Annotated in this window: 18 protein-coding genes; 10 read left to right on the forward strand and 8 right to left on the reverse strand. The window is 64.3% G+C overall.

Annotated features, from left to right (window positions below; all coding sequences use genetic code 11):
• Window positions 1-9: 9 nt before the first annotated feature.
• The 3 genes from ACIROW_RS18285 to ACIROW_RS18295 form a co-directional block, all read right to left on the reverse strand.
• Window positions 10-1,209 (reverse strand): GAF domain-containing sensor histidine kinase, encoded by a 1,200-nt coding sequence (locus ACIROW_RS18285; RefSeq protein WP_402277873.1) that lies wholly within the window; start codon window positions 1,207-1,209, stop codon window positions 10-12.
• A gap of 119 nt (window positions 1,210-1,328) precedes the next feature.
• Entirely contained in the window at window positions 1,329-4,949 is a 3,621-nt protein-coding gene (locus ACIROW_RS18290; protein ID WP_402277874.1) for a response regulator, read from the reverse strand.
• A gap of 184 nt (window positions 4,950-5,133) precedes the next feature.
• Window positions 5,134-6,018: a LysR substrate-binding domain-containing protein gene (locus ACIROW_RS18295; protein ID WP_402277875.1), complete on the reverse strand. Its 885-nt coding sequence runs from the start codon at window positions 6,016-6,018 to the stop codon at window positions 5,134-5,136.
• Window positions 6,019-6,254: 236 nt separating this feature from the next.
• Here ACIROW_RS18295 and ACIROW_RS18300 point away from each other — a divergent pair, with 236 nt between their 5' ends.
• The 6 genes from ACIROW_RS18300 (at window position 6,255) to ACIROW_RS18325 (ending at window position 12,907) form a co-directional block, all read left to right on the forward strand.
• A complete protein-coding gene (locus tag ACIROW_RS18300; RefSeq protein WP_402277876.1) occupies window positions 6,255-7,361 on the forward strand; it encodes an alkene reductase in 1,107 nt (368 codons plus the stop codon).
• Window positions 7,362-7,764: 403 nt separating this feature from the next.
• Entirely contained in the window at window positions 7,765-8,325 is a 561-nt protein-coding gene (locus ACIROW_RS18305) for a (2Fe-2S)-binding protein (RefSeq protein ID WP_402278046.1), read from the forward strand.
• A gap of 41 nt (window positions 8,326-8,366) precedes the next feature.
• Window positions 8,367-9,392: an FAD binding domain-containing protein gene (locus tag ACIROW_RS18310; RefSeq protein WP_402277877.1), complete on the forward strand. Its 1,026-nt coding sequence runs from the start codon at window positions 8,367-8,369 to the stop codon at window positions 9,390-9,392.
• On the forward strand, window positions 9,392-11,650 hold the full coding sequence (locus tag ACIROW_RS18315) for a xanthine dehydrogenase family protein molybdopterin-binding subunit (protein WP_402277878.1): 2,259 nt from the start codon (window positions 9,392-9,394) through the stop codon (window positions 11,648-11,650). Before ACIROW_RS18310 ends, ACIROW_RS18315 begins: the two co-directional genes overlap by 1 nt.
• A gap of 70 nt (window positions 11,651-11,720) precedes the next feature.
• Window positions 11,721-12,119 carry an OsmC family protein gene (locus tag ACIROW_RS18320; protein ID WP_402277879.1) on the forward strand — a complete coding sequence of 133 codons (399 nt, stop codon included), beginning with the start codon at window positions 11,721-11,723 and terminating at the stop codon, window positions 12,117-12,119.
• A 374-nt stretch (window positions 12,120-12,493) separates the two neighbouring features.
• A complete protein-coding gene (locus tag ACIROW_RS18325) occupies window positions 12,494-12,907 on the forward strand; it encodes a YybH family protein (protein WP_402277880.1) in 414 nt (137 codons plus the stop codon).
• Window positions 12,908-12,930: 23 nt separating this feature from the next.
• On the opposite strand, the gene ACIROW_RS18330 is transcribed toward ACIROW_RS18325, so the two are convergent.
• Window positions 12,931-13,845: a LysR family transcriptional regulator gene (locus tag ACIROW_RS18330; protein ID WP_402277881.1), complete on the reverse strand. Its 915-nt coding sequence runs from the start codon at window positions 13,843-13,845 to the stop codon at window positions 12,931-12,933.
• A gap of 147 nt (window positions 13,846-13,992) precedes the next feature.
• On the opposite strand from ACIROW_RS18330, the gene ACIROW_RS18335 reads away from it, so the two are divergent.
• Window positions 13,993-14,940, forward strand: a complete 948-nt coding sequence (locus ACIROW_RS18335; protein ID WP_402277882.1) for a DMT family transporter — start codon at window positions 13,993-13,995, stop codon at window positions 14,938-14,940.
• A gap of 123 nt (window positions 14,941-15,063) precedes the next feature.
• Here the strand turns inward: ACIROW_RS18335 and ACIROW_RS18340 are convergent, their stop codons facing one another.
• Window positions 15,064-15,927, reverse strand: coding sequence for an NmrA family NAD(P)-binding protein (locus tag ACIROW_RS18340; RefSeq protein WP_402277883.1), 864 nt, complete (start codon window positions 15,925-15,927; stop codon window positions 15,064-15,066).
• A 223-nt stretch (window positions 15,928-16,150) separates the two neighbouring features.
• Between ACIROW_RS18340 and ACIROW_RS18345 the strand changes: the two genes are divergently transcribed.
• A complete protein-coding gene (locus ACIROW_RS18345; RefSeq protein ID WP_402277884.1) occupies window positions 16,151-17,746 on the forward strand; it encodes an EAL domain-containing protein in 1,596 nt (531 codons plus the stop codon).
• A gap of 136 nt (window positions 17,747-17,882) precedes the next feature.
• The gene (locus ACIROW_RS18350; RefSeq protein ID WP_402277885.1) at window positions 17,883-19,490 is read left to right on the forward strand and encodes an EAL domain-containing protein; all 1,608 of its coding nucleotides are present in this window, start codon (window positions 17,883-17,885) and stop codon (window positions 19,488-19,490) included.
• A 12-nt stretch (window positions 19,491-19,502) separates the two neighbouring features.
• Here the strand turns inward: ACIROW_RS18350 and ACIROW_RS18355 are convergent, their stop codons facing one another.
• From ACIROW_RS18355 to ACIROW_RS18365, 3 genes are all read right to left on the reverse strand, one after another.
• Complete coding sequence (locus ACIROW_RS18355) at window positions 19,503-20,384, reverse strand: sigma-70 family RNA polymerase sigma factor (protein WP_402278047.1); 882 nt, start codon at window positions 20,382-20,384, stop codon at window positions 19,503-19,505.
• A gap of 8 nt (window positions 20,385-20,392) precedes the next feature.
• Window positions 20,393-20,848: a carboxymuconolactone decarboxylase family protein gene (locus ACIROW_RS18360; protein ID WP_402277886.1), complete on the reverse strand. Its 456-nt coding sequence runs from the start codon at window positions 20,846-20,848 to the stop codon at window positions 20,393-20,395.
• Window positions 20,849-20,962: 114 nt separating this feature from the next.
• The gene (locus tag ACIROW_RS18365; RefSeq protein ID WP_402277887.1) at window positions 20,963-21,868 is read right to left on the reverse strand and encodes an EamA family transporter; all 906 of its coding nucleotides are present in this window, start codon (window positions 21,866-21,868) and stop codon (window positions 20,963-20,965) included.
• Window positions 21,869-22,305: 437 nt separating this feature from the next.
• Here ACIROW_RS18365 and ACIROW_RS18370 point away from each other — a divergent pair, with 437 nt between their 5' ends.
• Window positions 22,306-24,414, forward strand: coding sequence for a TonB-dependent siderophore receptor (locus ACIROW_RS18370; RefSeq protein ID WP_402277888.1), 2,109 nt, complete (start codon window positions 22,306-22,308; stop codon window positions 24,412-24,414).
• Window positions 24,415-24,449 lie beyond the last annotated feature (35 nt).

A 24,449-nucleotide genomic window follows, 5' to 3' on the forward strand; every position in this document is an offset into this window, starting at 1 on the left:
CCATCAATTTCAAGCAGCTCCGCCCGATGCCATCCTGAATGAAAACGTCGTGTGTTCCGCCGTCGATTCGACGTTCAGCGTGCCGCCATGGGCACGCGCGATTTCGGCGACGATGTACAGGCCAAGGCCGAGACCGAGGCTGTTTTTTTCGGTGCGGTCGCTGCCGCGCACGAACGGCTGGAACAGGCGGCGCTGGATGTCCGGCGCGATCGGCACACCCTGGTTGCGCACGCTCAGCGCGAACTCGCCGTCACGGCTGGTCGCCGTGACCGTGATCACGCCATTACGCGCACCGTGGGTCAGTGCGTTGGACATCAGATTGGACAACAGCTGGCAGATGCGCGCACTGTCACAGCAGACCGGTTCGGCCAGCGCAATATCGGCGCGAATGTCGCGGCCGGGCCAGACCTGGCGCATTTCGGTGAGAATTTCTTCAAGACTCTCTTGCAACGTATTGTCGACGGTCTGGTCCAGCACGAACCCGCCGCCCAACCGCGCACGCGAAAAATCGAGCATGTTGTCGACCAGGCCGGAAATGCGCGTGGCGCTGCGCTCGATCTGGCTCACGGTCTTGAGTCCCTGCTCGGTCGCCTGGACGCGCAGCAGGCGCGTCGCCAACAGGATCGCCGACAAGGGATTGCGCAAGTCGTGACCGAGGATGGCGATGAACTGCTCGCGCAAGTCGGCGGCTTCCTGCGAGCTGAGCAAGGCGGCTTCGCTGACGACCGTACGCTCATGATTGTCGAGATGCGTGCCGATCAGTTGCGCGAACAGCTTGAACATGTCGATCACTTCGGGCGTATTGACTTTGGCCGGTTTCGGATCGATGGCGCACAGCGTGCCGAAGAATTCGCCGTCGCGCCAGTAGATCGGCACGGAGATGTAGCTTTGCAGGCCGTACATGCGGGGCGTGTGGTGATTGCAAAAGCGCGCATCCTCGGCCACATGGTCGATTGCGACCAGTTCGCCGCTGTCGCGGATCTCGTCGCAGATGGTGGTGTCGACCTTGAGTTCGCCGCCCACCGGCAAACCGAAGGCGACCTTGTCGAGCACGCCGGCGGCGATCCAGCGATCCTTGGTCACGCGTGCGACGGCGGCATAACCCATGCCGGTGGTGCGACACACGACGTCGAGAATCATCGGCACGGCGTCGATTCTGGCGACAGCTGCAATGTCGGCTAGCAATGTATGGTCTTCAATGGCGGACAACGTGCATCCCTTTCTTCCCTGATTCAACGTCGCAGACGAACTTCTGCGCACGTGCGCCAGCTTAATCGAATCGGCAAATCCGTGACAGTGCCGGACCATCTCCACGGTAAAAAATGGCGTCAGGCGGTCCCGGCATAGCTGGCGATGGCGCGCCGGGCGATGGTCAGGGCGGCGTCCAGTTCGGCCGCCTTGACCCTGCAATCGGAGGCGGAAGCAGCGCCCGACAGCAGGCCCTCCAGTTCACCGGCCAGCCGGTGAACGTCGATCAGCGCCAGCGTGCCAGCGCTGCCGCGCAGCTTGTGCGCCAGGGTTTTGGCTTGCGGCAATTCCTCGGCCTGGAGATGGGCCAGGATGTCGCTGCCGGTCTTGCCGTATTGCTCGGCGAACTTGCCGAGGAACTTGCGGTAGATGTCTTCGCTGCCCCAGGCTTCCAGGCCGACGGCGACGTCGATGCCGGACAGGTCTTGCGCCGATGCAGCGGCGACTCCGGCAGTTCCCATGCCGACGGTGGCGCTTGGGAAGACGGTGGAGACCGTCGCCGACGGATACGCGGCCGGCGCGGCCCGGCGTCGTTCCAGTTCATCCGCAGACAAGTGCGCGATGTGCTGGCGCACCACCGAGATGATCTGTTCGACGTTGTAAGGCTTGGACAGGAACCCGTTCATGCCGGCCGCCATCGCCGCTTCCTGCTGCGCCTTGAAGGCGCCGGCGGTCAGTGCGATCACGGGCAGCTCGCGCAGTTGCAGCGTATCGCGGATTTCATAGGTGGCGGTGTAGCCGTCCATGACCGGCATCTGAATGTCCATCAATACCAGGTCAACGCCCTGCGGGCGTTCGCGCAGCCAGTCGACCGCCTCCTGGCCGTCGGCGGCGGCGAACACTTCGGCGCCGTCGGCTTCGAGAATGCGCTTGGCGACTTCGCGGTTGATTTCGCTGTCGTCGACCACCAGCACGCGCACGCCGGTGATGCGGTTGTCGCGCGCGGCAGACGCTTGCGGCGCGGCTTCATTATTGCCACGGTCCTTGGCTTCGCTGCGGTGCCGGCGCACGTGGATGATCGTGTTGTACAAGGTCGACGGCGTCACCGGTTTGGTGATGACGGCGTCGACCATTTCGGCGTCGGGCGCATTGAGCACCTCGTCGCGCGCATGCGCCGTGACCATGATCACGATGGGCGGCTGGCCTTGCGGCGAGGACGCTTCGCGGATCGCCCTGGCCGCCGCCAGCCCGTCCATGCCGGGCATCTTCCAGTCGAGCAGGTAGAGGTCGTAATACAGGTTGTGACGCAGCCGCGTCATGGTCTTGGACACCGCGTCCTGGCCCGAGTCCACCACGTCGACCTGCCAGCCCATCGACTTGATGGTGTCCGACAGCATGGCGCGCGCGGTGGCGTTGTCGTCGGCCACCAGCACGCAAAGCGGGCCGTCCGCCGGCAACTGGACGGCGGCGGGCGGCATCGCCTGGAACGGCAGCATGAACCAGAACTGGCTGCCCTTGCCCGGCTCGCTGGTGAGGCCGATCTCGCCGTTCATCAGTTGCACCAGGTGGCGGCAGATGGTCAGGCCGAGTCCGGTGCCGCCGTAGCGACGCGTGGTCGAGGTGTCTTCCTGCGTGAAGGCCTGGAAGATGTCTTGCTGGCGTTCCGGCGGGATTCCGATGCCGCTGTCGGTGACGGCGAAGCGCAGCATCACCTTGTCGCCGATTTCGCTGACAACAGAGACATGAATGCTGATCTCGCCGCGCGCGGTGAACTTGATGGCGTTGCTGGTCAGGTTGGTGAGGATCTGTTCCAGCCGCAGCGCGTCGCCGTACAAATGCTCAACGCCGACATCGTTGAAGCCGACCACCAGCTCGACGTCCTTGTCGCCGATGTTCGGCGCGGTGACGTTGACGACGTTTTCCAGCACCGCGCTGAGGCGGAACGGCACGTGTTCGACTTCCAGCCGGCCGGCCTCGATCTTGGAAACGTCGAGGATATCGTTGATGATGCCCAGCAGTGAATGACCGGCGACGATGATCTTGCGCACCAGGTCGCGCTGGTCGGATTGCAGCGACGTCTTCTCGAGGAGGTAGGTCAGCCCGAGCACCGCGTTCATCGGTGTGCGGATTTCGTGGCTCATGTTGGACAGGAAGCTGCTCTTGGCGCGCGTGGCCGACTCCGATTTGCTCAGCGCCAGTTCGAGGTTCTTGTTGGTGTCGCGCAGCGTGCGGGTCTGCTGCTCGACCAGGCCTTCGAGATGCTGGCGGTACTGGCTGAGCTCTTTCTCGAGCCGCTTGTGATTGGTGATGTCGCGCGCGATATAGGAGATGCCCGCGATCTTCTTGTCGCCGTCGAGGATGGGCGAAACCGTCACCGAAATGTCGAGCAGGCGGCCATCCTTGTGCCAGCGTACGGTTTCGAAGTTGGCGACGGTCTTGCCTTCCATGATCTGGTCGGTGATGTGGCGCGCCTCGCCGTTGCGCTCCGGCGGGACCAGGATGTAGGCCGACTGGTTGAGCACCTCGCGCGACAGGTAGCCGAACAGTTTTTCGGCGGCCGGGTTCCAGCTGTTGATGACGTCGTCGAGGCCGCTGCCGATGATGGCGTCTTCCGACGACGCCACGATCGAGGCCAGGATGGAGCGGGTTTCCTGATGGCGCAGTAAATCGGCCACGCGCTCCTCGCTGGCGCTCAGCTCGGCCTCGGTCTTGAGCCGGTCGTGCACGGCTGCCTCGCGACGGCGGCGGTTGATCGCCAGTTGCCAGCTCAGCATGGCCAACGCCAGCAGGATCAGTCCAACAAACAGGCACAGGCGCAGCAGGATGTTGGAGTTGTCGACCTGGACGCGCTTCTCGGGCAGGTACAGCACCACCGTCCAGGGCGATTGCTGATGCAGTCCGTAGCGGCCGGTGCTGGCGTCGAGGTCGACACGCTGCCACGACCAGATGCCGTCTTCGACCATGGTGCCCGTCGCTTGGGCGGAAATGGCTTTCCAGACGTTGGGAGTGCGTTTGGCAAGAGTCTCTTCACGCTTGAACATGAAGGCCCACTCATCGGCCGAATTGGTGCTGTACAGCCAGTAGCCGTCACCGTTGAGCAACATGGCGCGATTGGCGCCGCGTTCCACCTGATTGGAAAATCGATCCAGCAGCGGCGCCATCAGCACGTTGATGATCACGATGCCGCGGGGCGTGCCGTCGGCGGCGGCGACCGATACCGACATCCGCACGGTGGGCTTGTGCGGCACTTCGATGCGGTTGTTCTCGACGTTGAGGTCCATCGGCGACACCAGCATCTGGCCGCGCTGGAGCGCTACGGTATCGTTGAAATACGGCCGGTCCTTCTTGCTCTGGAGCAGCGTCGCAGGCAACGCCGCCGGCCCCATGCTGGTCATGTTGATGCGTACCTTTTCCATGCCGTCCTGATCGATCCAGCGCACCTGGTCGTAATAGGGGTTGCGCAGCATCAATGTGGAAAAATTCTCCGCCATCAGCGCCAGATTCTCGGGCGTGGGATTGTTGATGGCGCGCGCGATCGGCGCTTCGCTGGTGAGGATGCTGAGATGGCGCAGCGGCGCGTCGAGGTCGTTGGCGAGCGAGGCGGCGCCGAGCGATACGCGTTCGCGCTGCTCCAGTTGCAGGCGGCGCATTTCGGCGTCGATGCGGTTGTGATAGAGAAAACCGGCGGCCACCAGCACCAGCGCTGCCAAGGGCAGGAATTGCGCCAAAAAGTAATGCGGATTTCCCTTCGCCCTGCGCATGCATTCTCCTGTCGGCAATCCTGTGGCGGGGTTCGGCTGCGGGTATGGCCATGGCGGAAGCCTGAGGCTTTGTGGATATTGCGCCAAGACGCCGGCCCTGCTCTGCCCCTTATCCGGCCCATTATGCCCATGAACTTTGGGCGTGGCAATTTGACTTGCGTGCCAGTGGCCGGCGCCCGGATGGTCAGATGCGCAAGTGCTGGCTCAGGTGGTCAATGAAGACGCGCAACTTGGGCGACGCATAACGGCTGGCCGGCCACAGCATCCAGAACGTGACCGTGCGCTCAAGGTAATCGTCCAGCACCGTGCGCAGCTGCCCGGTGCTGAGCGCCTCGCGCACCAGGAAGGTCGGCAGGAAGGCGATGCCGCGTCCTTGCAGGGCCGAATAGGCCAGCGGCTCGATGGTGTTGACCGTGATGGTCTCGGGCAGCGCCAGTTCCGGTTCCGACTCTTCGCGCCGCAAGGGCCAGCGCTCCAGTTTGCCGGTAGCGGGAAAGCGATGTTGCAGGCAGGCGTGATGCGTGAGTTCGCTCGGATGGGCCGGTTCGCCGTGGCGCGCCAGATAGCCGGGCGTGGCCACCAGCACATGCGGACAAGCGCCGATGCGACGCGCGACCAAGCGTGAATCATGTTGCTCGCCGGTACGGATGACGATGTCGAAACCTTCTTCGATCACGTCCACCATACGGTCCGACATGTCGATGTCGAGATCGATGTCGGGATAGCGCTGCATGAAGCTGTCGAACACCGGCATCAGCAAACCGGTCAGTTGCGGCGCGCCGACTTTGAGTCGGCCGCGCGGATTGCCGGCGACGTCCGACAGTTCGGCCTCGGCGGCGTCGACTTCGCTGAGGATGCGGCGGCAACGCTCGAGGAACAGGGCGCCTTCCGACGTCAGCGTGATGCTGCGCGTGCTGCGATGGAACAGCCGCACGTGCAGGCGCTCTTCCATACGGGCAATACTCTTGCCGACCGCCGACGACGACACGCCAAGCAGGCGCGCCGCCTCGGTGAAACTGCGCGTTTCCGCGACCTGCACGAACATTGCGATGCCACTGAGGCTATCCATGATTCCCTGTTGTTTTAAATGATTTACCTGCCCTGAGCGCACCTTAGCCGATTTATCGCCGGCCCACAATTTCACTGCATGTTCCGATCAACACCTGTCGATTGCGGAATGCTTGTCCGATATGTTGCGAACTGCGGGCTATTTTTCTTGTGAGGACGAAGACCTATATTGGCTACACCGGCGAAACAGATTGCTTCGCCTTCGTAGCCTCTTCAATCTCATTTACGGAAAACATCATGTCCACCCTGCACACCCCGCTCGTCATCGGTCCGCTCCGCCTGTCCCATCGCGTCGTCATGGCGCCGCTGACCCGCATGCGCGCCGAAGCCGGCGCCATACCCGGTCCGCTGATGGCCGACTACTATGCGCAACGCGCCTCGGCCGGCGGCCTGATCATCGGCGAAGCCACCATCGCCGCCGCCAACGGCAACGGCTACCTCGGCGCACCCGGCCTGTATGACGACAATCAGATCGCCGGCTGGAAACTGGTCACCGACGCCGTGCACGCCAAGGGCGGCCGCATCTTCCTGCAGCTCTACCATGCCGGACGCCAGTCCAACAGCCAGTTGCAGCCAGGCGGCGGACAACCGGTCGCGCCATCTGCAATCGAACACGGCGGCGTCGCCTACACCGAATCGGGATGGGTGCCGAACACGCCGCCGCGCGCATTGCGCACGGAAGAAATCGCCGGCCTGGTGGAAGACTTCCGCAACGCAGCCGTGCGCGGCGTCGCCGCCGGTTTCGACGGCGTTGAAATCCACGCCGCCAACGGCTACCTGTTCGACCAGTTCCTGCAGGACGGCAGCAACAGGCGCACCGACCAATACGGCGGCTCCTACGAAAATCGCAGCCGCTTCCTGCTTGAGGTCACGCGTGCCCTGATCGGGGTGTGGGGCAACAAGCGCGTGGCGGTGCGACTCGGGCCGAGCGGCACCTGGGGCGACATGTCCGACAGCAATCCGCAGGAACTGTTTTCCTACGTCGCCCGCCAACTGGCGCCGCTCGACCTCGCCTACCTGCATCTGATCGAGCCGCGCGTGCTGGGCAACGTCGACGACGACAGCAAAGATCCGGCGCCGGTGGCCGCGCAACTGATGCGCCGTCACTATCCCGGCCTCATCATCGCCGCCGGCGGCTTCAAGCGGGACAGCGCCGAAGCGATCCTGCAAGCCGGCGACGCCGACCTGGTCGCCTTCGGCCGCGACTTCATCGCCAATCCCGACCTGCCGGAACGCCTGCGCAACGGCTGGCCGCTCAACGCCTACGACCGTCCGTCGTTCTTTGGCGGCACCGAAGTCGGCTACACCGACTATCCGTTCCACCAGCAGGCTCTGGCGGCGTAAGCGTACGGGATTGTCGGCGGAGGAGATTACGTTCGCATCGCGTGATATTTATAAAAATATAGCGATGCCGTTAACGTGCCATTACGCGCCCTCCGGCAGCGGTGCGCAGTCAGACAAAACAGCATCTTGACGTCAGCGCAATGCCCTATCGCGCAGCATTGTTTTTTACAGGGCCTGGTTGAACTTTCGTTGTAAGCATGCGGCCAAACTGGTCTGCTTCCAGCCAATTTTCGATGAGTCCATCATGAATGAAAACCAGCAAGAAGAAGCCCGCGGCGAGTCCGATCGCCGCCCTTCCCCCTCTTCCTCCCCTCAAGGCAATTCCCCTTCCGTACTTGTCGAATCCACAAGCGCGCACCGGGATGAAAACGGCGCACCGCAACTCACGCGCCGCTCCTTCCTGATGTGGGTCGGCTCCAGCGGCGCGCTGGGAGCCTTGCCGGCGGCGGCGCTGGCGGCCCCGGTCGCGGCCTCGGCGCCGGTCGGTGCAGTGGACGACTCACTGGTCACGGTGCGCCTGACCGTCAACGACATCGCGCAGGAAGCCAAGGTCGACGTGCGCACCAGCCTGCTCGACTACCTGCGCGAAAACCTCCAGCTCACCGGCACCAAGAAGGGCTGCGATCACGGCCAGTGCGGCGCCTGTACGGTGCACGTCAACGGCCGTCGCGTGAACTCCTGCCTGAGCCTGGTGGCGATGCACGAGGGCGACAGCGTTACCACCATCGAAGGCCTCGGCACGCCTGATCGCCTGCATCCGCTGCAAGCGGCCTTCGTCGCCCACGACGGTTTGCAATGCGGCTATTGCACCTCGGGTCAGATCATGTCGGCGGCGGCGCTATTGACCGAACCGTGCGGGCGCGCCGATGCCGACGTCAAGGAAGCCATGAGCGGCAACATCTGCCGCTGCGGCGCGTACTCCAACATCGTCGCCGCCATCCGCCAGGTGCGCGACGCCGGCTGATTCTCGCCACACCCTTCTCACCACCTCATTCAGGAGCCGCCATGCACACCTTCCAGATGCTGCGCGCACAAAGTCCCGACGAGGCCGTGCGCCTCGCTTCATCATCGATGGATACAGCGCCGCAGCCGGTGCGTTTCCTTGCCGGCGGCACCACGCTGGTCGACCTCATGAAGCTCGACGTCGAGCAGCCGCAACAAGTCATCGACATCAATCGCCTGCCGCTCAACCAGATCGAGCAGACCGCCGACGGCGGCCTCAAGATCGGCGCGCTGGTACGCAACAGCGACCTCGCCAATCATCCGCTGATCGTGCAGCGTTATCCGATGCTGAGCATGGCGCTGCTCTCGGGCGCGTCGGCGCAGCTGCGCAACATGGCTACCACCGGCGGCAACCTGTTGCAGCGCACCCGTTGCGTTTACTTCCGCGATACCGCCACGGCCTGCAACAAGCGCCAGCCCGGCAGCGGTTGCGCGGCGCAGGAAGGCTTCCACCGCAACCTGGCGATCCTCGGCACCAGCGCGCAGTGCATCGCCTCCAATCCGTCCGACATGAACGTCGCGCTGGTCGCATTGGAAGCCATCATCCACCTGCAGGGTGCGAACGGCGCGCGCATCGTGCCGATCAATGAATTCCATCTGCTGCCGGGCAGCACGCCGCAGCGCGAGACCGTGCTGGCGCCGGGCGAACTGGTGACGCATGTCACGCTGCGGCCGCCGCCGGCCAACGCCGGATCGACTTATCTCAAGCTGCGCGATCGCGCTTCGTATGAATTTGCGCTGTCTTCGGCGGCGGTGCAGCTGAGCATCGATGGCGGTCGCATTTCGCGGGCGCGTGTGGCGCTCGGTGGCGTGGGCACCAAACCCTGGCGTTCTCTCGAAGCTGAAGCCGTGCTGCAGGATGCCGCGCCGACGGTGGACGTGTTCGCCCGCGCAGCCGCCGCCGCGGTGCGCGATGCGCGTCCGCTGCGCGACAACGTGTTCAAGGTAGACCTGATCCAACGCTGCCTGGTGCAGGCTCTCCGTACCTGCACGGCCGCCACCCCCGACGCCAATCGAAGGAGCGCATGATGCCCTCACCCGTCCAGTCCCAGAATCCTTCTCTCCAGACCGGCGTCGGCGCGGCGCTGCCGCGCATCGACGGCCCGCTCAAGGTCACCGGCCAAGCGCGCTACACCTCGGACCATCGCTATCCCGACATGCTGATCGCGGTGCCGGTGTGCGCCACCATCGCCCACGGCGACATCCGCGCCATCGATACCGCGACGGCCGCGAAGATGCCAGGCGTGCGCATGATCTACACGCATGACAACATCGGCCGCTTTTTTCACATCAATCCGTCCTCGGGCGTCAAGACCGACGAAAAGCGCCCGCCGCTGGAAGACGCGACGGTGCGCTATTACGGGCAATACGTGGCGCTGGTGCTGGCCGATACCTTTGAGCAGGCGACCGCCGCCGCCGCCGCAGTGCGCGTCGACTACCGCAAGGAAGCACACGATGTGCGCAAGGAGTTGACGGCCGACGGCAAACCCAAGGTCGACAGCGAACGCGGCAGTCCCGATGCGGTCTTTGCCAATGCGGCGGTGCGCATCGACCAGGTCTACACCACGCCGGTGGAGACGCACAATCCGATCGAGCTGCACGCCTCGGTGGCGCTGTACGACAGCCTGTCGCAATCGTTCACGCTGTACGAGACCTCGCAGGCCATCGTCAACCATCGCGGCGTGATGAGCCAGATGCTGGGCGTACCGCCGGAAAACATGCGCATCATCACCGAATACCTCGGCTCCGGTTTCGGCGGCAAGTTGTGGCCGTGGGGGCATAGCCTCCTGGCGGCGCAGGCGGCGCGCAACCTGCGCCGGCCAGTCAAGCTGGTGGTGTCGCGCGACATGATGTTCCACAACGTCGGCCATCGCACCAACACCCAGCAACGCGTGCGCCTGTCAGCCACAGCGGGCGGCAAGCTGACCTCGGTGCAGCAGGATTACCTGTTCCACGTGGCGCAGGTCGAAGCCAGCGTCGAACACTGCGGCGAAGCCACCGCCTATCTGTACGGCACGGACAACCTGCGCGTCACCGGTGCGCCGGTCAAGCGCCACATCGCGCCGAACACCTCCATGCGCGGCCCGGGCGCGGTGCCGGGTCTGTTCGCCACCGAATCGGCGATGGATGAGCTGGCCATTGCACTCAACATTGATCCGGTGCAGTTGCGCCTGCTCAATGAACCGGCCACCGACCAGAGCATCAACGCGCCGTTTTCATCACGTCATCTGCGCGAAGCTTTGCAGACCGGCGCCGAACGCTTCGGCTGGGAGCGCCGCAATCCTGCCGTGGGCAGCATGCAGCAGGACGGCGAAATCATCGGCTGGGGCGTGGCGGCGTGTTCGTGGATGGCCAAACGGCTTGGCGCGGAAGTATCGGTGACGCTGGGCAGCGACGGCAACGCGCGCGTGTCGTCGGCGGTGCAGGACATCGGCACCGGCACCTATACCGTGGTGTCGCAGATGGTGGCGGAAACCACCGGCATCCCGATGTCCAACATCATCGTCGCCATCGGCGACACCAAGCTGCCGCCGGGGCCGATGTCGGGCGGCTCGATGGCCACCGCATCGATGGTGCCGGCCGTGGCGCAAGCCGCGCGCGCCGCCATGCAGCAGGCGGTAGCGGTGGCGGCGGAACATCCGTCGTCGCCCTTGCGCGGGACCCGTGCGGAAGAACTGACCTTCTCCGGCGGCCGCATCCACCGGCGCGGCCAGTCGCCGCAAAGCGGCGTGGCGTTCGCCGACGTGCTGCGCGCGGCGCAGCTGAGCGGCGTCGAAGGCAAGGGCAAGTCCGGCGCCAGCAGCAGCGATCCGGGCGCCGACAAGATTTCCATCCACTCCTACGGCGCGCATTTCGTCGAGGTCCGCTGGCAACCCGACATCGCGCGCCTGCGCGTGAGCCGCGTGGTGACCGTAATCGACGCCGGCCGCATCATCAATCCGCGCACCGGGCGCAACCAGATCGAGGGCGCGGTGGTGATGGGCTTGGGCATGGCGCTGTTTGAAGAGACCCACTACGACCAGCGCAACGGCAAGCCGGTCAACAACAACCTCGCCGATTACGTGATGGTGACCAATGCCGACTCGCCGGACATGGACGTGGTGTTCCTCGACTATCCGGACAAGGCGCTGGACGAACTCGGCGCGCGCGGCATCGGCGAGATCGGCATCGCCGGGTTGGCGCCGGCGGTGACGGCGGCGGTGTATCACGCCACCGGCGTGCGCGTGCGCGATTTGCCGGTAAAGATCGAGGATCTGCTGAAGGCGCCGTTCCGCTATCGCGCCTGAGGAAGGAATGCCGCAGCGTTAAAAACTGCGCTACATTTGGCGTTCCCCCAATTCATTGCAAGGAACGTCCATGTCCATCCAGATCAAGCGCGACCAGTCGCTCGCCATGCGCCACATCGTCCACGTGCGCAACCACGTGATTTCGGTCGACGGCGCGGTGGACGAAGGCGGCGTTGACGCCGGCCCCAATCCACATGACCTGTACGACGCCGCGCTCGGTGCCTGCAAGGCGCTGACGATGGTGTGGTACGCCAAGCGCAAGAACATCCCGGTGGAAGACATCCAGATCAGCATCGACCGCGACAATAGCGAAGAGCGCCAGGGCGTCTACCGCCTGGCGGCATCGATCAGCCTGGGCGGCGACCTCACCGAAGCGCAGCGCCAGGAATTGCTGGCCGTGGCGGAGAAATGCCCGGTGCAAAAACTGATGACCAGCGTCAAGACGGAAGTCACCACCACGCTGGCCTGATACCGCTCCTGTAGCGACCGTCGTATTGAAGCAAGAACCTCCATCCCACAGCCGCTGGCATTCCGATGCCGGCGGCTCGCCTCGATAAAAATCCACCGAATCCCGGATAAAACTCCATTGCGTTGGCCGCATTGGGCGTACATGCAGACTGAATTTTATCCAGATGCGACGGTTTCTTCCGACCATGGCCACACGTACAAAAATGTGCGTACTAGCCTGACCAGGGATGCAACATTAGAATCCGCAGCAGCTGGCAAAGCGATGCTTTCTCTGGCTCCAGGGCTGAATGAGCGACGTTCGTACCGGATGGTCGCTTGGCTCCGCTTTGACAACGCTGTGCAAAGAATAATCTCTCACCACCCGAGGAATTGCAGATGCCCGATACCCGATATAAAAAAGTGACCGATCCCACTCAGATGAGCATGGCTTTTGCGGAGATATTCAACAACGGCCGCGACCTGGACGCCTGGATTTCCCTGTACGAGCCTGATGCGATTCTTTACTTCGGCGGTCCGGACCCGGTGGTCGGCCATGAGGCGATTCGCAAGGCGCTGACCCCATTGGTGGAGATGCCCGGCAAGATTGAAACCAGGATCAATTTTTGCGCGGTCAACGGCGACATCGCCGTGGTGCGCGGCGATTGCATTGGACGGCATGAGGGCGAAATAACCTTCGCAGCCAGCTCTGTCGAAGTGGTGCGGCGTCAAGCCGACGGATCATGGCTGTATATGATTGACCACGCGGCCGGCGCAAGTCTCCCGTCTGCGTGGGAAACACCGTCCGCCTGATTTTCCTGCTGCTGCGGGCCTGATTAGCCGGCACCTTCAACATCGCTGCACAATTCCCGCACCAGCCCGCGCAGCCATTTATGCACCGGGTCGGCGTGGCGGCGCGGATGCCAGCTCTGCGAGACCTCCACTTCCGGCGTCGCCAGCGGCAAGCGGAACGTATGCAGGCGCAAATGCTGCATGGCCCAGCGAGCGAACAGTTCGGGCGCGGCGGCGACCATGTCGGACGAGGCTGCCATCATCATCGCCGACTGGAATCCCGGCGCCACCAGCCTGACCTTGCGTTGCAGGCCGCGCGCTTCCAGCGCATCGTCGATCGGACCGCTGTCGTGGCCGTGGCGCGAGGCCGAAATGTGCGGCCAGGCGATGAAGTTGGCGAGGCTGATTTTCTTGCCTGCCAGCGGATGATCCGCGCGCACCACGCCGACGAAGGGCGTGCGGAACAGCACCTGGCGATGCAGCTCTTCCGAGGTGTCGTCGCCCTCATGCAGGGCCCCCACTTCCAGATCGATGAGACCGTCGCGCAGGCCGGCCACGTGCTTGTCGGTGCGCGGCGAAAAGCGCAATGAAATACCCGGCGCCTCCTGCGCCACGCGCTGCGCCAGCTTGGCCGCCCAGGCGCCGGCAAAGCCGTCATTGGTGCGCAACACCATGGTGCGTTCCACCGTCGACAGGTCGACCTGATCGGTCATGAAGACCTTGCGCATTTCCTGCGCCAGGGCGTCCACTTTCTCGCGCAGTTCCAGCGCACGCTGGGTCGGCACCAGGCCGCGCCCGGCCGGGACGAACAGGGGATCGCCGACCGCAGTGCGCAGGTTGGCCAGGCGCCGGCTCATCGCCGGCGCCGACAGATGAAGGCGACGCGCGGCGCCGACCACGCTGCCTTCGCGCAGCAATGCTTCGAGGTCGAGCACCATGTTGAAGTCGAGATCGCGCATGAGAGATGCTCCTGCAAAAAGTGAATGCTGCCGCGGTAATGATGCTGAATGAAATGCTGCATCAATTGCACTGATGAACTGCAACAATATCACTTTATGCATGCATGGAAAACGCGCACGATGGTGCAACACTTCCAAGGAGCCATCATGTCGAATCGCACTTCCGCGCTGGCTGCGCCTGCGCAAAACACCTCCGCCGCTTCCGCTCCATCCGCGAACGCCGGCGGCAAGTTCTACCTGCTGCCCCTGCTGGCCGTCTGCATCTGGTCCGGCAACACCATCGTCACCAAGGCTGCCTCGACGGCGATCGAGCCGGCCGCCATCGCCTTCTATCGCTGGGTGCTGGCGGTGCTGGTGATGACGCCCTTCCTCGGCCGCGCCGCATGGCGGCAGCGCGCGGCGATTGCCGCCGACTGGAACTGGGCGCGCTTGATGCTGCTCGGCGCGCTGGGCATGGCGATGTATCAGGGACTGGCGTATGAAGCGGCACACAGCACCTCGGCCGTCAACATGGGCGTGACGGTGGCGCTGATGCCGCTGATCTCTGCATGCCTGAGCAGCATGCTGTCCGGCGAACGGCTGTCGACGGCGCGCATCGCGGGCGGCCTGGTGTCACTGCTGGGTCTGATCGTGCTGAGCACGCACGGTGCGCCGGCCAAACTGTTCAGCGGCGGCCTGCATACCGGCGACGCGCTCATGCTGATCGCGGTGGCGTCCAATGCCTTGTATGGCGTATTGCTGAAGCGCTGGTCGCTGCCGTTGACGACGTGGACGCAGCTGTACGTGCAGGCCATCTTCGGCAGCCTGATCCTGTTGCCGTTCTGGCTGGCGGCGCCGGCCTCGCCGCTGACGGCGCAGAACCTGCCGATGGTGATGTACGCCGGCCTGCTGGCGTCGATCGGTGCGCCGTTCCTGTGGATGAACGCCATCAAGCACCTGGGCGCGCCGCGCAGCGCCTTGTTCGCCAACCTGTTGCCCTTGCTGGTGGCGCTGGCGGCATGGGCGCTGCTGGGCGAACAGCTGCACGCCTATCATGCGCTGGCCGGTGCGCTGGTGCTGGCCGGAGTGATCTGGGGCCAGCGCAGCGCGCGCTGAGGCGACCTGGTGCGGCTACCAAAACGTCGATGGCAAGGCGCGCCGACGAAGACAGTACGAAAGTACCTCAGTTAAGTTGAACCGGGAGAAGCAACGCCGCCAGCGGCGTTTTGTTAGCCGCTCTTAAGCTGCGCGGGCAATCAGTTCACGCAGTACGGTATCCAGTTCGACTTCACCTTTGCGCGAACCGGCGCGGCCGCCTTCGAACTCGATCCAGCCTTCGTTGAAACCGTCCAGCATCTGCATGCGCGGCAAGGGATTGCCCATGCCCTGCGCGCGGAAGAGGTCGGCCCAGGTGAAGCGCGGCACGATCTGCGCTTCGACCTCGCGGCCGAACAACTTGCCGAAGCCTGCTGCGAGTTGCAGCGGTGTGATGCGCTTCGGTCCTTCCAGTTCGATCACGCGTTTGCCCGCCCAGTCTTCCAGCAGCAACTCCGCCGCGACGCGACCGACATCGGCGGTGGCGACCATCGGCACCGGCTTGTCGAGCGGCTGCAGGTAACTCGGCATGGCGCCTGCGCGCGCGGCGGCCACATCCCACAAGGCATTCTCGATGAACCAGCCGGCGCGCAGAAAGGCCACCGGCATCGGCAAGTCGCTCAGCGCTTCTTCCAGCAGGCCGAGCTGGTTGAGCAGGTTTTCCTGGCTGGCCTGGGCGCCGACGGTCGAGAGGCAGACCACCTTTTTCGGCTGCGCGGCCAGCAAGGCCTGGCGAATGGCGGCGATACAGCCGCGCGCTTCCGGGAAGCCCGGCGTCGGATCGAAGGTCGGCGGCAGCAGGATGAAGACGCCCTGCGCACCGTGGAAGGCGCGTTCCAGCGCGGCTGCATCGTTCATATCGGCCAGCGCCAGGCCGCAGCCCTGCGCCGCCCATTGCGCGCCCTTGGCGGCATCGCGCACGACCGCGCGCACGCCCTTGTGCTGCGCCAACAATTGGCGCGCGACGACGCCGCCGACCTGGCCTGTGATTCCGGTAATTGCGTACATGGTGTTCTCCGTTGATCCGTTGATGAATTGATTGACGGAGTGGATTGTGGCGCTTCGGTGCCCGCATTAAAACAGCATCAATGTCATTTCATCCATGAGTTAAATGCAAGAATAGGCAAACGCGTGTTCCGGCCGCCACGGACGTCGCCACGCGCGCGGGAATTTGCCCTACACTCATCTCAAAGCGGAGCAGCTCCAGACAACAACAGCGGGGAGAGCGGCCTTGAAACGATCGCGCGTCATCCTTATCACCATGGTGCTGACCATCCTGTGCGCCGTGCTGCCGCTGGCCTGCATGCTGTACCTGTCGTGGACGCGCGCGGTCAGCGAAGAACAGACCCGCCTGACCCAATATGCCGAGCGCGCCATTGCGCGCGCCAACATTTCCTTCACTGAAATTCGCTCGGCGCTGCATGCGATCGAGCCGCTCAACCTGCCGCCCTGCTCCGACGCGCACATCGCGCGCATGCGCCAGCTGACCGTCAACACGCGCTCGGTGGAAGAGATCGGCTACTTCCGCAACGGTTTGCTGCAATGCACCTCATGGGGCCGCACCAATGTGCGCGTGACGGTAACGCCGCCCGACTTCGTCACCCTGGACGGCCTGCAGGTGACATTGCGCATGCTGCCCGTGGTCACCCAGAGCAGCGCGATGATGTCGGTGCAGTACGGCTCGCACAATGTGCTGACGGTGCCGTCGCGCTTCGCCGACGTCATCGTCGATCCGGGCATCCAGCTGGCGACCGCGACCGACCAGGGCTTCGTGCTGGGCGAGCAGAATTCGCCCGATCCGATGCTGGTGCGCGACATCATCGCCAACCCGGTCAACAGCGTTGATGACAGCTATCTCGTTGCGACCGCCCATTCCGCCGGGCTGATCGCCATCGCCATCGAGCCGCGCAATTTCCTGTTCAAGCGGCTGCGCCAGGAGCAATTGCTACTGGTGCCGGTCGGCATCCTGGTGGCGGCGCTGCTGGTCGGTGTGCTGATTTGGGGGGTGCGCCGGCGTCTGTCGCCACTGGGCGAACTGAGCCTCGCGGTCAAGCGCGCCGAGTTCGTGGTGCATTACCAACCCATCATCGAACTCGCCAGCGGCCGCTGCGTCGGTGCCGAAGCGCTGGTGCGCTGGCGCCGTCCGGACGGCACCATGGTGCGGCCCGACCTGTTCATCCCGCTGGCGGAAGAAAGCGGCCTGATCCTGCCGATCACCGACCAGGTGATCCGCAGCGTGGTGAGCGAACTCAATGCGCTGCTGGTGGCTGATCGCGGCCTGCACATCGCAGTCAACCTGAGCGCTGACGACATCAAGAGCGGACGAGCCTTGAACTCGGTCGCGGCGGTACTCAAGCACACCGGCATCGAGCCAAGGCAGATCTGGCTGGAAGCCACCGAACGCGGCTTCATGGATGTCAATTCGGCGCGCGTCACGCTGACCAATGCGCGCAACACCGGCTACGCGGTCGCCATCGATGATTTCGGCACCGGCTATTCCAGCCTGTCGTATCTGCAAAGCCTGCCGCTGGACACGCTCAAGATCGACAAGTCCTTCGTCGACACCATCGGCACCGACTCCGCCACCAGCAGCGTCACGCCGCACATCATCGGCATGGCCAAGACGCTCGGCCTGAAGATCGTCGCCGAGGGCGTCGAGACACGGGAACAGGCCGACTATCTGCGCAAGCACCGGGTCGAATACGTGCAAGGCTGGCTGTACGCCAAGGCGATGCCGGCAGCGGATTTCATCGCCTATTACCGGCTCAACCGCGCCCAGGCGCCGGAAGTCGTGGACGACGACGACGACGGCCTGGCGCGGCCCTGACCGGCCTGGCATGCGCGGTTCGTCGGTGGTTTAACAACACATCGATGTTGCCAACAAGACAACACCCGGGATTTGTGCCTACACTGGGAGACAGCAGGGACATTCGCCCCTGCCATGTCCATGGAAGGAGCCTATCTTGGACCGTTCCCGCGCCATCGTCATCGCCACCGTGCTGGTCATCGTTTCCATCGCCGCGCCACTGGGCAGCGTGATGTACCTGGCCTGGACCCGCGCCGTCAACGAGGAGCAGGCCCGCCTCGAATTGTTCGCCCGGCGCGCCATCCAGCGCGCCACCATCTCCCTGCGCGAGATCCGCTCGGCGCTCTACGCGGTCGAGCCGCTCAACCTGCTGCCTTGCTCGCCCGACCACATCGCCCGCATGCGCCGCCTGACCATCAACACCCGCTCGGTCGATGAAATCGGCTACTTCGAAAACGGCCTGCTCAAATGCACTTCCTGGGGCCTGGTGAACGAGCGCGTCCAGCAGACGCCGGCCGACTTCGTTACCGAAGACGGCCTTGAAGTCACGCTGCGCATGCAGCCGCTGATCACCCAGGGCAACGCCATGATGGCGCTGCAGTACCGCTCGCACAATGTGCTCACCGTGCCGTCGCGGTTCTCCGACGTGATCGTCGACCCCGGCATGCGCCTGGCGGTCGCCACCGGCAGCGGCCTCATCCTGGGCGACCTCAATGCGCCAGACCCCGAGGTGGTGCGCCGCGTGGTCGCCAATCCGGTCAACGGCATCGACGACGAGCGCCTGATTGCAGTGGCGCGCGGCGACAGCCTGGTCGCGGTGGCGATGGAGCCGCGCAGTTTCCTGTTTGAACGCATGCGCGAGGAAGAACTGCGGTTGGTGCCCATCGGCGTGGTGCTCAGCGTGCTGATGGTCGGCCTGGTGATGTGGAGCCTGCGGCGCCGGCTGTCGCCGCTGGGCGAACTGGAGATCGCCGTGAAGAAACGCGAATTCATCGTCCACTACCAGCCCATCATCGAACTGGCCAGCGGAAGCTGCGTCGGCGCCGAAGCGCTGGTGCGCTGGCTGCGTCCCGACGGCAGCCTGGTGCAACCCGACCTGTTCATCCCGCTGGCCGAAGACAGCGGCCTGATCATGGCCATCACCGACCAGGTCATCGACCACGTGATGGAAGACCTGCGCGAACTGCTGATCAACGACCGCAGCGTGCACATCGCCATCAACCTCGGCGCCGACGACATCCGCACCGGCCGCGTCATCGATGTGTTGCAGCACGCGCTCGCCCGCAGCGGCGTCGAAGCTCAGCAGATCTGGCTGGAAGCCACCGAGCGCGGCTTCATCAACGTGCTGCCGGCGCGCCTCACGCTGGGCAACGCGCGCGCCCTCGGCCACGCCGTGGTGATCGACGATTTCGGCACCGGCTACTCCAGCTTGTCGCACCTGCAAAGCCTGCCGCTGGACGCACTCAAGATCGACAAATCCTTCATCGACACCATCGGCACCGACTCCGCCATCAGCAGCGTGACGCCCCACATCATCGGCATGGCGCGCACGCTGTTCCTCAAGATCGTCGCCGAAGGCGTGGAGACCGAAGAACAGGCCGAGTACCTGCGCCGGCAAAAAGTCGACTACGCGCAAGGCTGGCTGTATGCGATGCCGATGCCGGCGGAGGCCTTCATGGCCTTTCATCGGCAGAATCGCAGTGCGCAGGAGGTGGTGGCGCAGGCGGCTCAAGGGGAGGCTGCCGTTCAGCGCGATCCCGGTTGAGGAATCGCCTGCTCAGTGCATCGTCCCATCCGCCTGCAGATGCCTGAGCTTATCCGGATTCCGCACCACATACACCTCCGCGATCTTTCCCTCCTCAATCCGCAACGCCGTGCTCTGCAAGATGTCATCCGCTTCGCGCGTGATGAATCCCGGCAGGCCGTTGATCAGCCCATACATGACCACGTGCGAGCGGTTCAGCGCGAAAATGTGCGCCAGGTCCTCGTGCAGTTGCAGCACGTCGGCGATGCCGTGGATCGGGAAGGCGGAGGCCGGGCGCTTGCCGCCGCCGTCGGCGTGCAGGGTGACGTCGTCGGCCAGCAAACTGCGCAGTCCGGTGATGTCGCCGCTGCGTGAGGCGGTAAAGAAGGCGGTGGCGATTTCGAGGCCGCGCTCGGGCGGCAGGTCGAAGCGCGGACGTTGCGCCCGGACGTTGGTGCGGGCCCGGCTGGCGAGCTGGCGGCAGGCGGCCGGTTCGCGGCCGATGATGTCGGCGATGTCGTCGAAGCCGACGTCGAATACGTCGTGCAACAGGAAGGCTGCGCGCTCCAGCGGCGACAGCCGTTCCAGCGCCATCATCAGCGGCAGCGTGACGTCTTCGAGCTCATCCTCGGCGCTTTGCACCACCGGCTCCGGCAACCATGGCCCGATGTAGGTTTCGCGCTGGTGGCGCGCCGATTTGATCTGGTCGAGGCATAGCCGCGTAACGACACGCCGCAGATACGCTTCCGCGGATTGCACTTGCGTGCGGTCGGTGGCCAGCCAGCGCAGGAAGGCGTCCTGCACGATGTCTTCGGCGTCGGCCACCGAGCCGAGCATGCGATACGCCAGCCGGATCAGGCGCGGGCGCAGCGGATCGAAGGAATCCGCTGCCTGCTGTTCCGGCGTGGCGTCCATGCGGTCCACTAGGCGGCCTGCTTCAGTTCAGCGTCGCCGAGGCGGAAGCCCACGCCGAAACGGTTGAAGGTGTTGATCACGCTGATCATCAGCGTGAGCATGACCTGTTCGGCCGGGGTGAACTGGCGCTCGACCTGCTGATAGACGTCGTCCGGCGCGCGGCTTTCCTTCAACAAGGTCAGCGCATCGGTCCAGGCCAGCGCGGCGCGTTCACGTTCGGTGTAGAGCGAGGATTCGCGCCAGGCGTCGAGCATGTAGATGCGCTCTTCGGTTTCACCGTTCTTGCGGGCGGCGGCCGTGTGCATGTGCAGGCAGACGGCGCAGCCGTTGATTTGCGAGGCGCGGATTTTCACCAGTTCCATCAGGTCCGGTTCCAGGCCCATGCTTTCAACGGTCTGGGCGAAACTGATCAGCGGTCGGACCAGTTTCATCTCGGTAGCGTAGGGGTTCATTCGGGTGTGCATTGTCAGTCCTTTATCGTCAGGGAAGATTCCCGTTGATAAGACGAGGCAGCTACTGCCGATTGTGACATCGCGGCGAAATTTTTCGTGTTCGCCGGCGATCTTCTTGCCGGAAATTCAAGTCTTCAATCTGAACTTCGCCAGCAACGGCGCCCCGAACAAATTCACGATCAGCCCCACCATCAGCAAGGCGCCGCCGATCAGGTGCACCGCCTGCAGCTCTTCGCCGAAGGCCAGCCAGCCGGTGGTCAGACCGACCAGCGGCACCAGCAGCGTGAACGGCGCGATGCGGTTGACGGCGTAGCGCGACATCAGGAAATTCCACACAGCATAACCAAACAAGGTCGAAGCCCAGGCGATGTAAGCCACTGCGGCAAAAGATTGCAGGCTGAAATGCTGCAGCGCCGAGCTGATCGCTGTCGGTCCTTCGATCAGCCACGACAGCGCCAACAGCGGCAGCGGCGGCACCAGGCTGGCCCACACCACGAACGCCACCTGGTTCATCGGACCGTGGCGGCCGACCGCACGGCTGACGATATTGCCGCATGCCCACATGGCCGCCGCCGCAATCGTCAGCAGGAAACCGTTGAGCGGCATGGTGGCGCCGTGCGCGCTGCCGATCAGCACCAGCCCGGCGGCGGCCAGCGCCAGTCCGGCCAGTTGGTTGGCCTGCCATTTTTCGCGCAGCCACAGCACCGTCAGCAGCAAGGTGAAGAAGGACTGCGACTGCAGCACCAGCGAGGCCAGTCCGGACGGCATGCCGACATGGATGGCGCTGAACAGGAAGGCAAATTGTCCGACCGACATGGTCAGTCCGAACGCCAGGTAAAGGCGCAGCGGCAGCTTGGGCGGACGCACGAACAGCAGTGCCGGAAACGCCGCCAGCAAGAAGCGCAGCGCCCCCAGCAACAGCGGCGGCACGCCGTTCAGGCCAACCTTGATGATGGCGAAGTTGACGCCCCAGACCAGGATGACCAGCAGGACGAGCGCCACGTGGGCGGGACGCATGGGTTGAGCGAACATGTTTTTACCTTATGAGCATGACCTTGTGAGCATCGCAAAAAAACGACGGCTGCTGTCCTTCAGAGGCAGACATTTTATCGTTTCGTCACGCCTCGGGCTGCCCATCTTAGAGTGGTGCGGGATGACGTCAAGACTGGCGGCGGACAAGCGACGGACAGAATGCGCCATCGTCGCCCGGTGACGGCGGTTACCTATTCGATATCGGGCGATGCAGCCTCCTTCCCTCAAAGATCTTCGCCCGTTGAATTGCAGGAATCAGAGTTTTAGCACAATAGTGCACGGGCCACAGCCATTCGCGGGCGCGCTTCATTACAATCCCGGCGCACACATCGTGTCCGTCACCCCCGCAGCAACATCAACGCGCCAGCCGCAGCCGCCAGGCGCGTGGGCGTGACGCCGGCAACCGCCAATCATCTTCTTTGGGAAGTCCTCGCTCCATGAATCTCACCACCATCCGCTTTGCGGTCCTGGGTCTGCTCGCCTGCGTCCAGACCAATCACGTGCGCGCACAGACCAGTACAGCGCCGACGGAACTGCAAGCCATCACCGTCACCGGAAGCAACGAAAAAGAACAGTACCGGCAGTCGCGCAGCGCCAGCGCCACTCGCACCGACACGCCCCTGCAGGAACTGCCGCAGTCGGTGCAGGTGGTATCGCGCCAGCTGATGGACGACCTGCACGCCACCCGCCTGGACGACGTGCTGCTGTACGTCAGCGGCGTGGCGCGCCAGAACAATTTCGGCGGACTGTGGGACAACTACTCTGTGCGCGGTTTTTCCGGCAATGAAAACGGCGGCATGAATATCCTGTGGAACGGCTTCGCTTCCAATCGCGGCTACTCGCCGCCGCGCGACGTCGCCAATGTGGAGCGCATCGATTTTCTCAAGGGTCCTTCGGCGGCACTGTACGGCAGCAGCGAGCCCGGCGGCACACTCAACGTCGTGACCAAGAAGCCGCAGTTCAAGGCATCCAACGCCCTCGACCTGTCGATCGGCAGCAATGACTTTTACCGCAGCGCCATCGACTCGACCGGCGCGCTCAGCGGCAACGTCGCCTACCGCCTCAACGCTGCCGCCGAGAGCAAGGGCGGCAGCCGCGACTCCGTGCGCAGCAAGCGTGAATTCGTTGCACCGGCATTCACCTGGCTGCTCGACAATCACACCACGCTCAACTACGAGGCCGAATTCTTGCGCCAGATCGCGCCGATGGATCGCGGTATCGTGGCGGTCAACGGCCGCCTTGATGCATTGCCGGCGTCGCGCTTCCTCGGCGAGCCGAACGACGGCAAGCTCAAGATGGACAACCAGAACCATCTGCTGACACTGGAACATCAGATCAACGAGCAATGGCATCTGCGCACCGGCGTGTTCCACAAGCAAGGCACGCTGGACGGCTACTCGACCGAGGCCTCGTCGCTGCGCGCCGACAACGCCACGCTGTGGCGCCAGCGCCGCTATCGCGATTTCTCGTGGCACGATACTTCGCTGCAGGCGGAGATCGGCGGCAAGTTCGATACCGGCGGCATCAGCCATGAGATCCTGAGCGGCGTCGAAGCCGACCGCATGACGCTCGACCAGCGCCTGCTGCGCATCAATCCGAGCGCCGGCGCGCCGTATGCGATCAACGTCAGCAATCCGCTCTACGGCCAGTTCCAGCCGACGCCGCGGCCCAACACCGACACCGCCGAACGCCAGATCAGTACTGGACTCTTCCTGCAAGACCAGATCAGTCTGGCGCAACGCTGGCGCCTGCTGGCCGGCGTGCGATTCGATGGCTTCCGTTCGACGCTGGACAACCGCCGTGCGGGTACCAGCACTCGCCAGGACAAGAGCGCGAGCTCGCCGCGCCTCGGCCTGACTTACCTGGCGACGCCGTCGGTGTCGCTGTACGCCGGCGTCGGCAAGTCGTTCCGTCCCAACAGCGGCAGCGATGCCGGCGGCAACACCTTCGGCCCGGAGACCGCACGCGCCGCCGAAGCCGGGCTCAAATACGAGAGCAGTGACAAGCAGGCCGGCGCCACGCTGGCGGTGTTCAACATCACCAAGCGCAACGTGCTGACCGTCGATCCGGTCAACGCCTCCTACAGCATCGCCGCCGGCGAAGTGCGCAGCCGCGGCGTCGAGCTCGACTTCAACGGCAAGCTCGCGCGCCACTGGCGCGTTACCGGCAACCTGGCGTATACCGACGCTGCCGTGACCAAAGACAACACGCTCGCGGTCGGCGCGCGCCTGATCAACGTGCCGCGCACCTCGGGCAGCCTGCTGACGGTGTATGAAGATGTCGACGCGCGCGGCGGCGCCTATGGCCTGGGCGGCGGCGCCAGCTATGTCGGTGCGCGCACCGGCGACGCCGGAGGCACTTTCATGCTGCCGGCTTACGTGACGGCCAAGGCGCTTGTGTACTGGCAAGTCACACCGGTCGTGCGCTTGTCGCTGGATGTCGGCAACCTGTTCAACAAGCGCTACTACGCCAGTTCCTACAGCAGCGTCTGGATTGCGCCCGGCGACGAGCGCACGATCACGCTCGGGCTGAATGCCAGGTTCTGATGTCGGGCTTCAGTATCCTGCCATGAACAGAGCCG

The organism is Herbaspirillum sp. NPDC101397 (genome assembly GCF_044767325.1).
In the GTDB taxonomy this organism is placed as follows: Bacteria; Pseudomonadota; Gammaproteobacteria; order Burkholderiales; family Burkholderiaceae_D; genus Herbaspirillum.

Excerpts from the sequence above, each read along its gene's own strand:
- ACIROW_RS18365 (WP_402277887.1), bottom strand. The coding sequence starts at position 21,868 with ATGTTCGCTCAACCCATGCGTCCCGCCCACGTGGCGCTCGTCCTGCTG.
- ACIROW_RS18360 (WP_402277886.1), bottom strand. The coding sequence starts at position 20,848 with ATGCACACCCGAATGAACCCCTACGCTACCGAGATGAAACTGGTCCGA.
- ACIROW_RS18315 (WP_402277878.1), top strand. The coding sequence starts at position 9,392 with ATGCCCTCACCCGTCCAGTCCCAGAATCCTTCTCTCCAGACCGGCGTC.
- ACIROW_RS18305 (WP_402278046.1), top strand. The coding sequence starts at position 7,765 with ATGTGGGTCGGCTCCAGCGGCGCGCTGGGAGCCTTGCCGGCGGCGGCG.
- ACIROW_RS18370 (WP_402277888.1), top strand. The coding sequence starts at position 22,306 with ATGAATCTCACCACCATCCGCTTTGCGGTCCTGGGTCTGCTCGCCTGC.
- ACIROW_RS18320 (WP_402277879.1), top strand. The coding sequence starts at position 11,721 with ATGTCCATCCAGATCAAGCGCGACCAGTCGCTCGCCATGCGCCACATC.
- ACIROW_RS18325 (WP_402277880.1), top strand. The coding sequence starts at position 12,494 with ATGCCCGATACCCGATATAAAAAAGTGACCGATCCCACTCAGATGAGC.
- ACIROW_RS18290 (WP_402277874.1), bottom strand. The coding sequence starts at position 4,949 with ATGCGCAGGGCGAAGGGAAATCCGCATTACTTTTTGGCGCAATTCCTG.
- ACIROW_RS18300 (WP_402277876.1), top strand. The coding sequence starts at position 6,255 with ATGTCCACCCTGCACACCCCGCTCGTCATCGGTCCGCTCCGCCTGTCC.
- ACIROW_RS18355 (WP_402278047.1), bottom strand. The coding sequence starts at position 20,384 with ATGGACGCCACGCCGGAACAGCAGGCAGCGGATTCCTTCGATCCGCTG.
- ACIROW_RS18295 (WP_402277875.1), bottom strand. The coding sequence starts at position 6,018 with ATGGATAGCCTCAGTGGCATCGCAATGTTCGTGCAGGTCGCGGAAACG.
- ACIROW_RS18340 (WP_402277883.1), bottom strand. The coding sequence starts at position 15,927 with ATGTACGCAATTACCGGAATCACAGGCCAGGTCGGCGGCGTCGTCGCG.
- ACIROW_RS18310 (WP_402277877.1), top strand. The coding sequence starts at position 8,367 with ATGCACACCTTCCAGATGCTGCGCGCACAAAGTCCCGACGAGGCCGTG.
- ACIROW_RS18335 (WP_402277882.1), top strand. The coding sequence starts at position 13,993 with ATGTCGAATCGCACTTCCGCGCTGGCTGCGCCTGCGCAAAACACCTCC.
- ACIROW_RS18330 (WP_402277881.1), bottom strand. The coding sequence starts at position 13,845 with ATGCGCGATCTCGACTTCAACATGGTGCTCGACCTCGAAGCATTGCTG.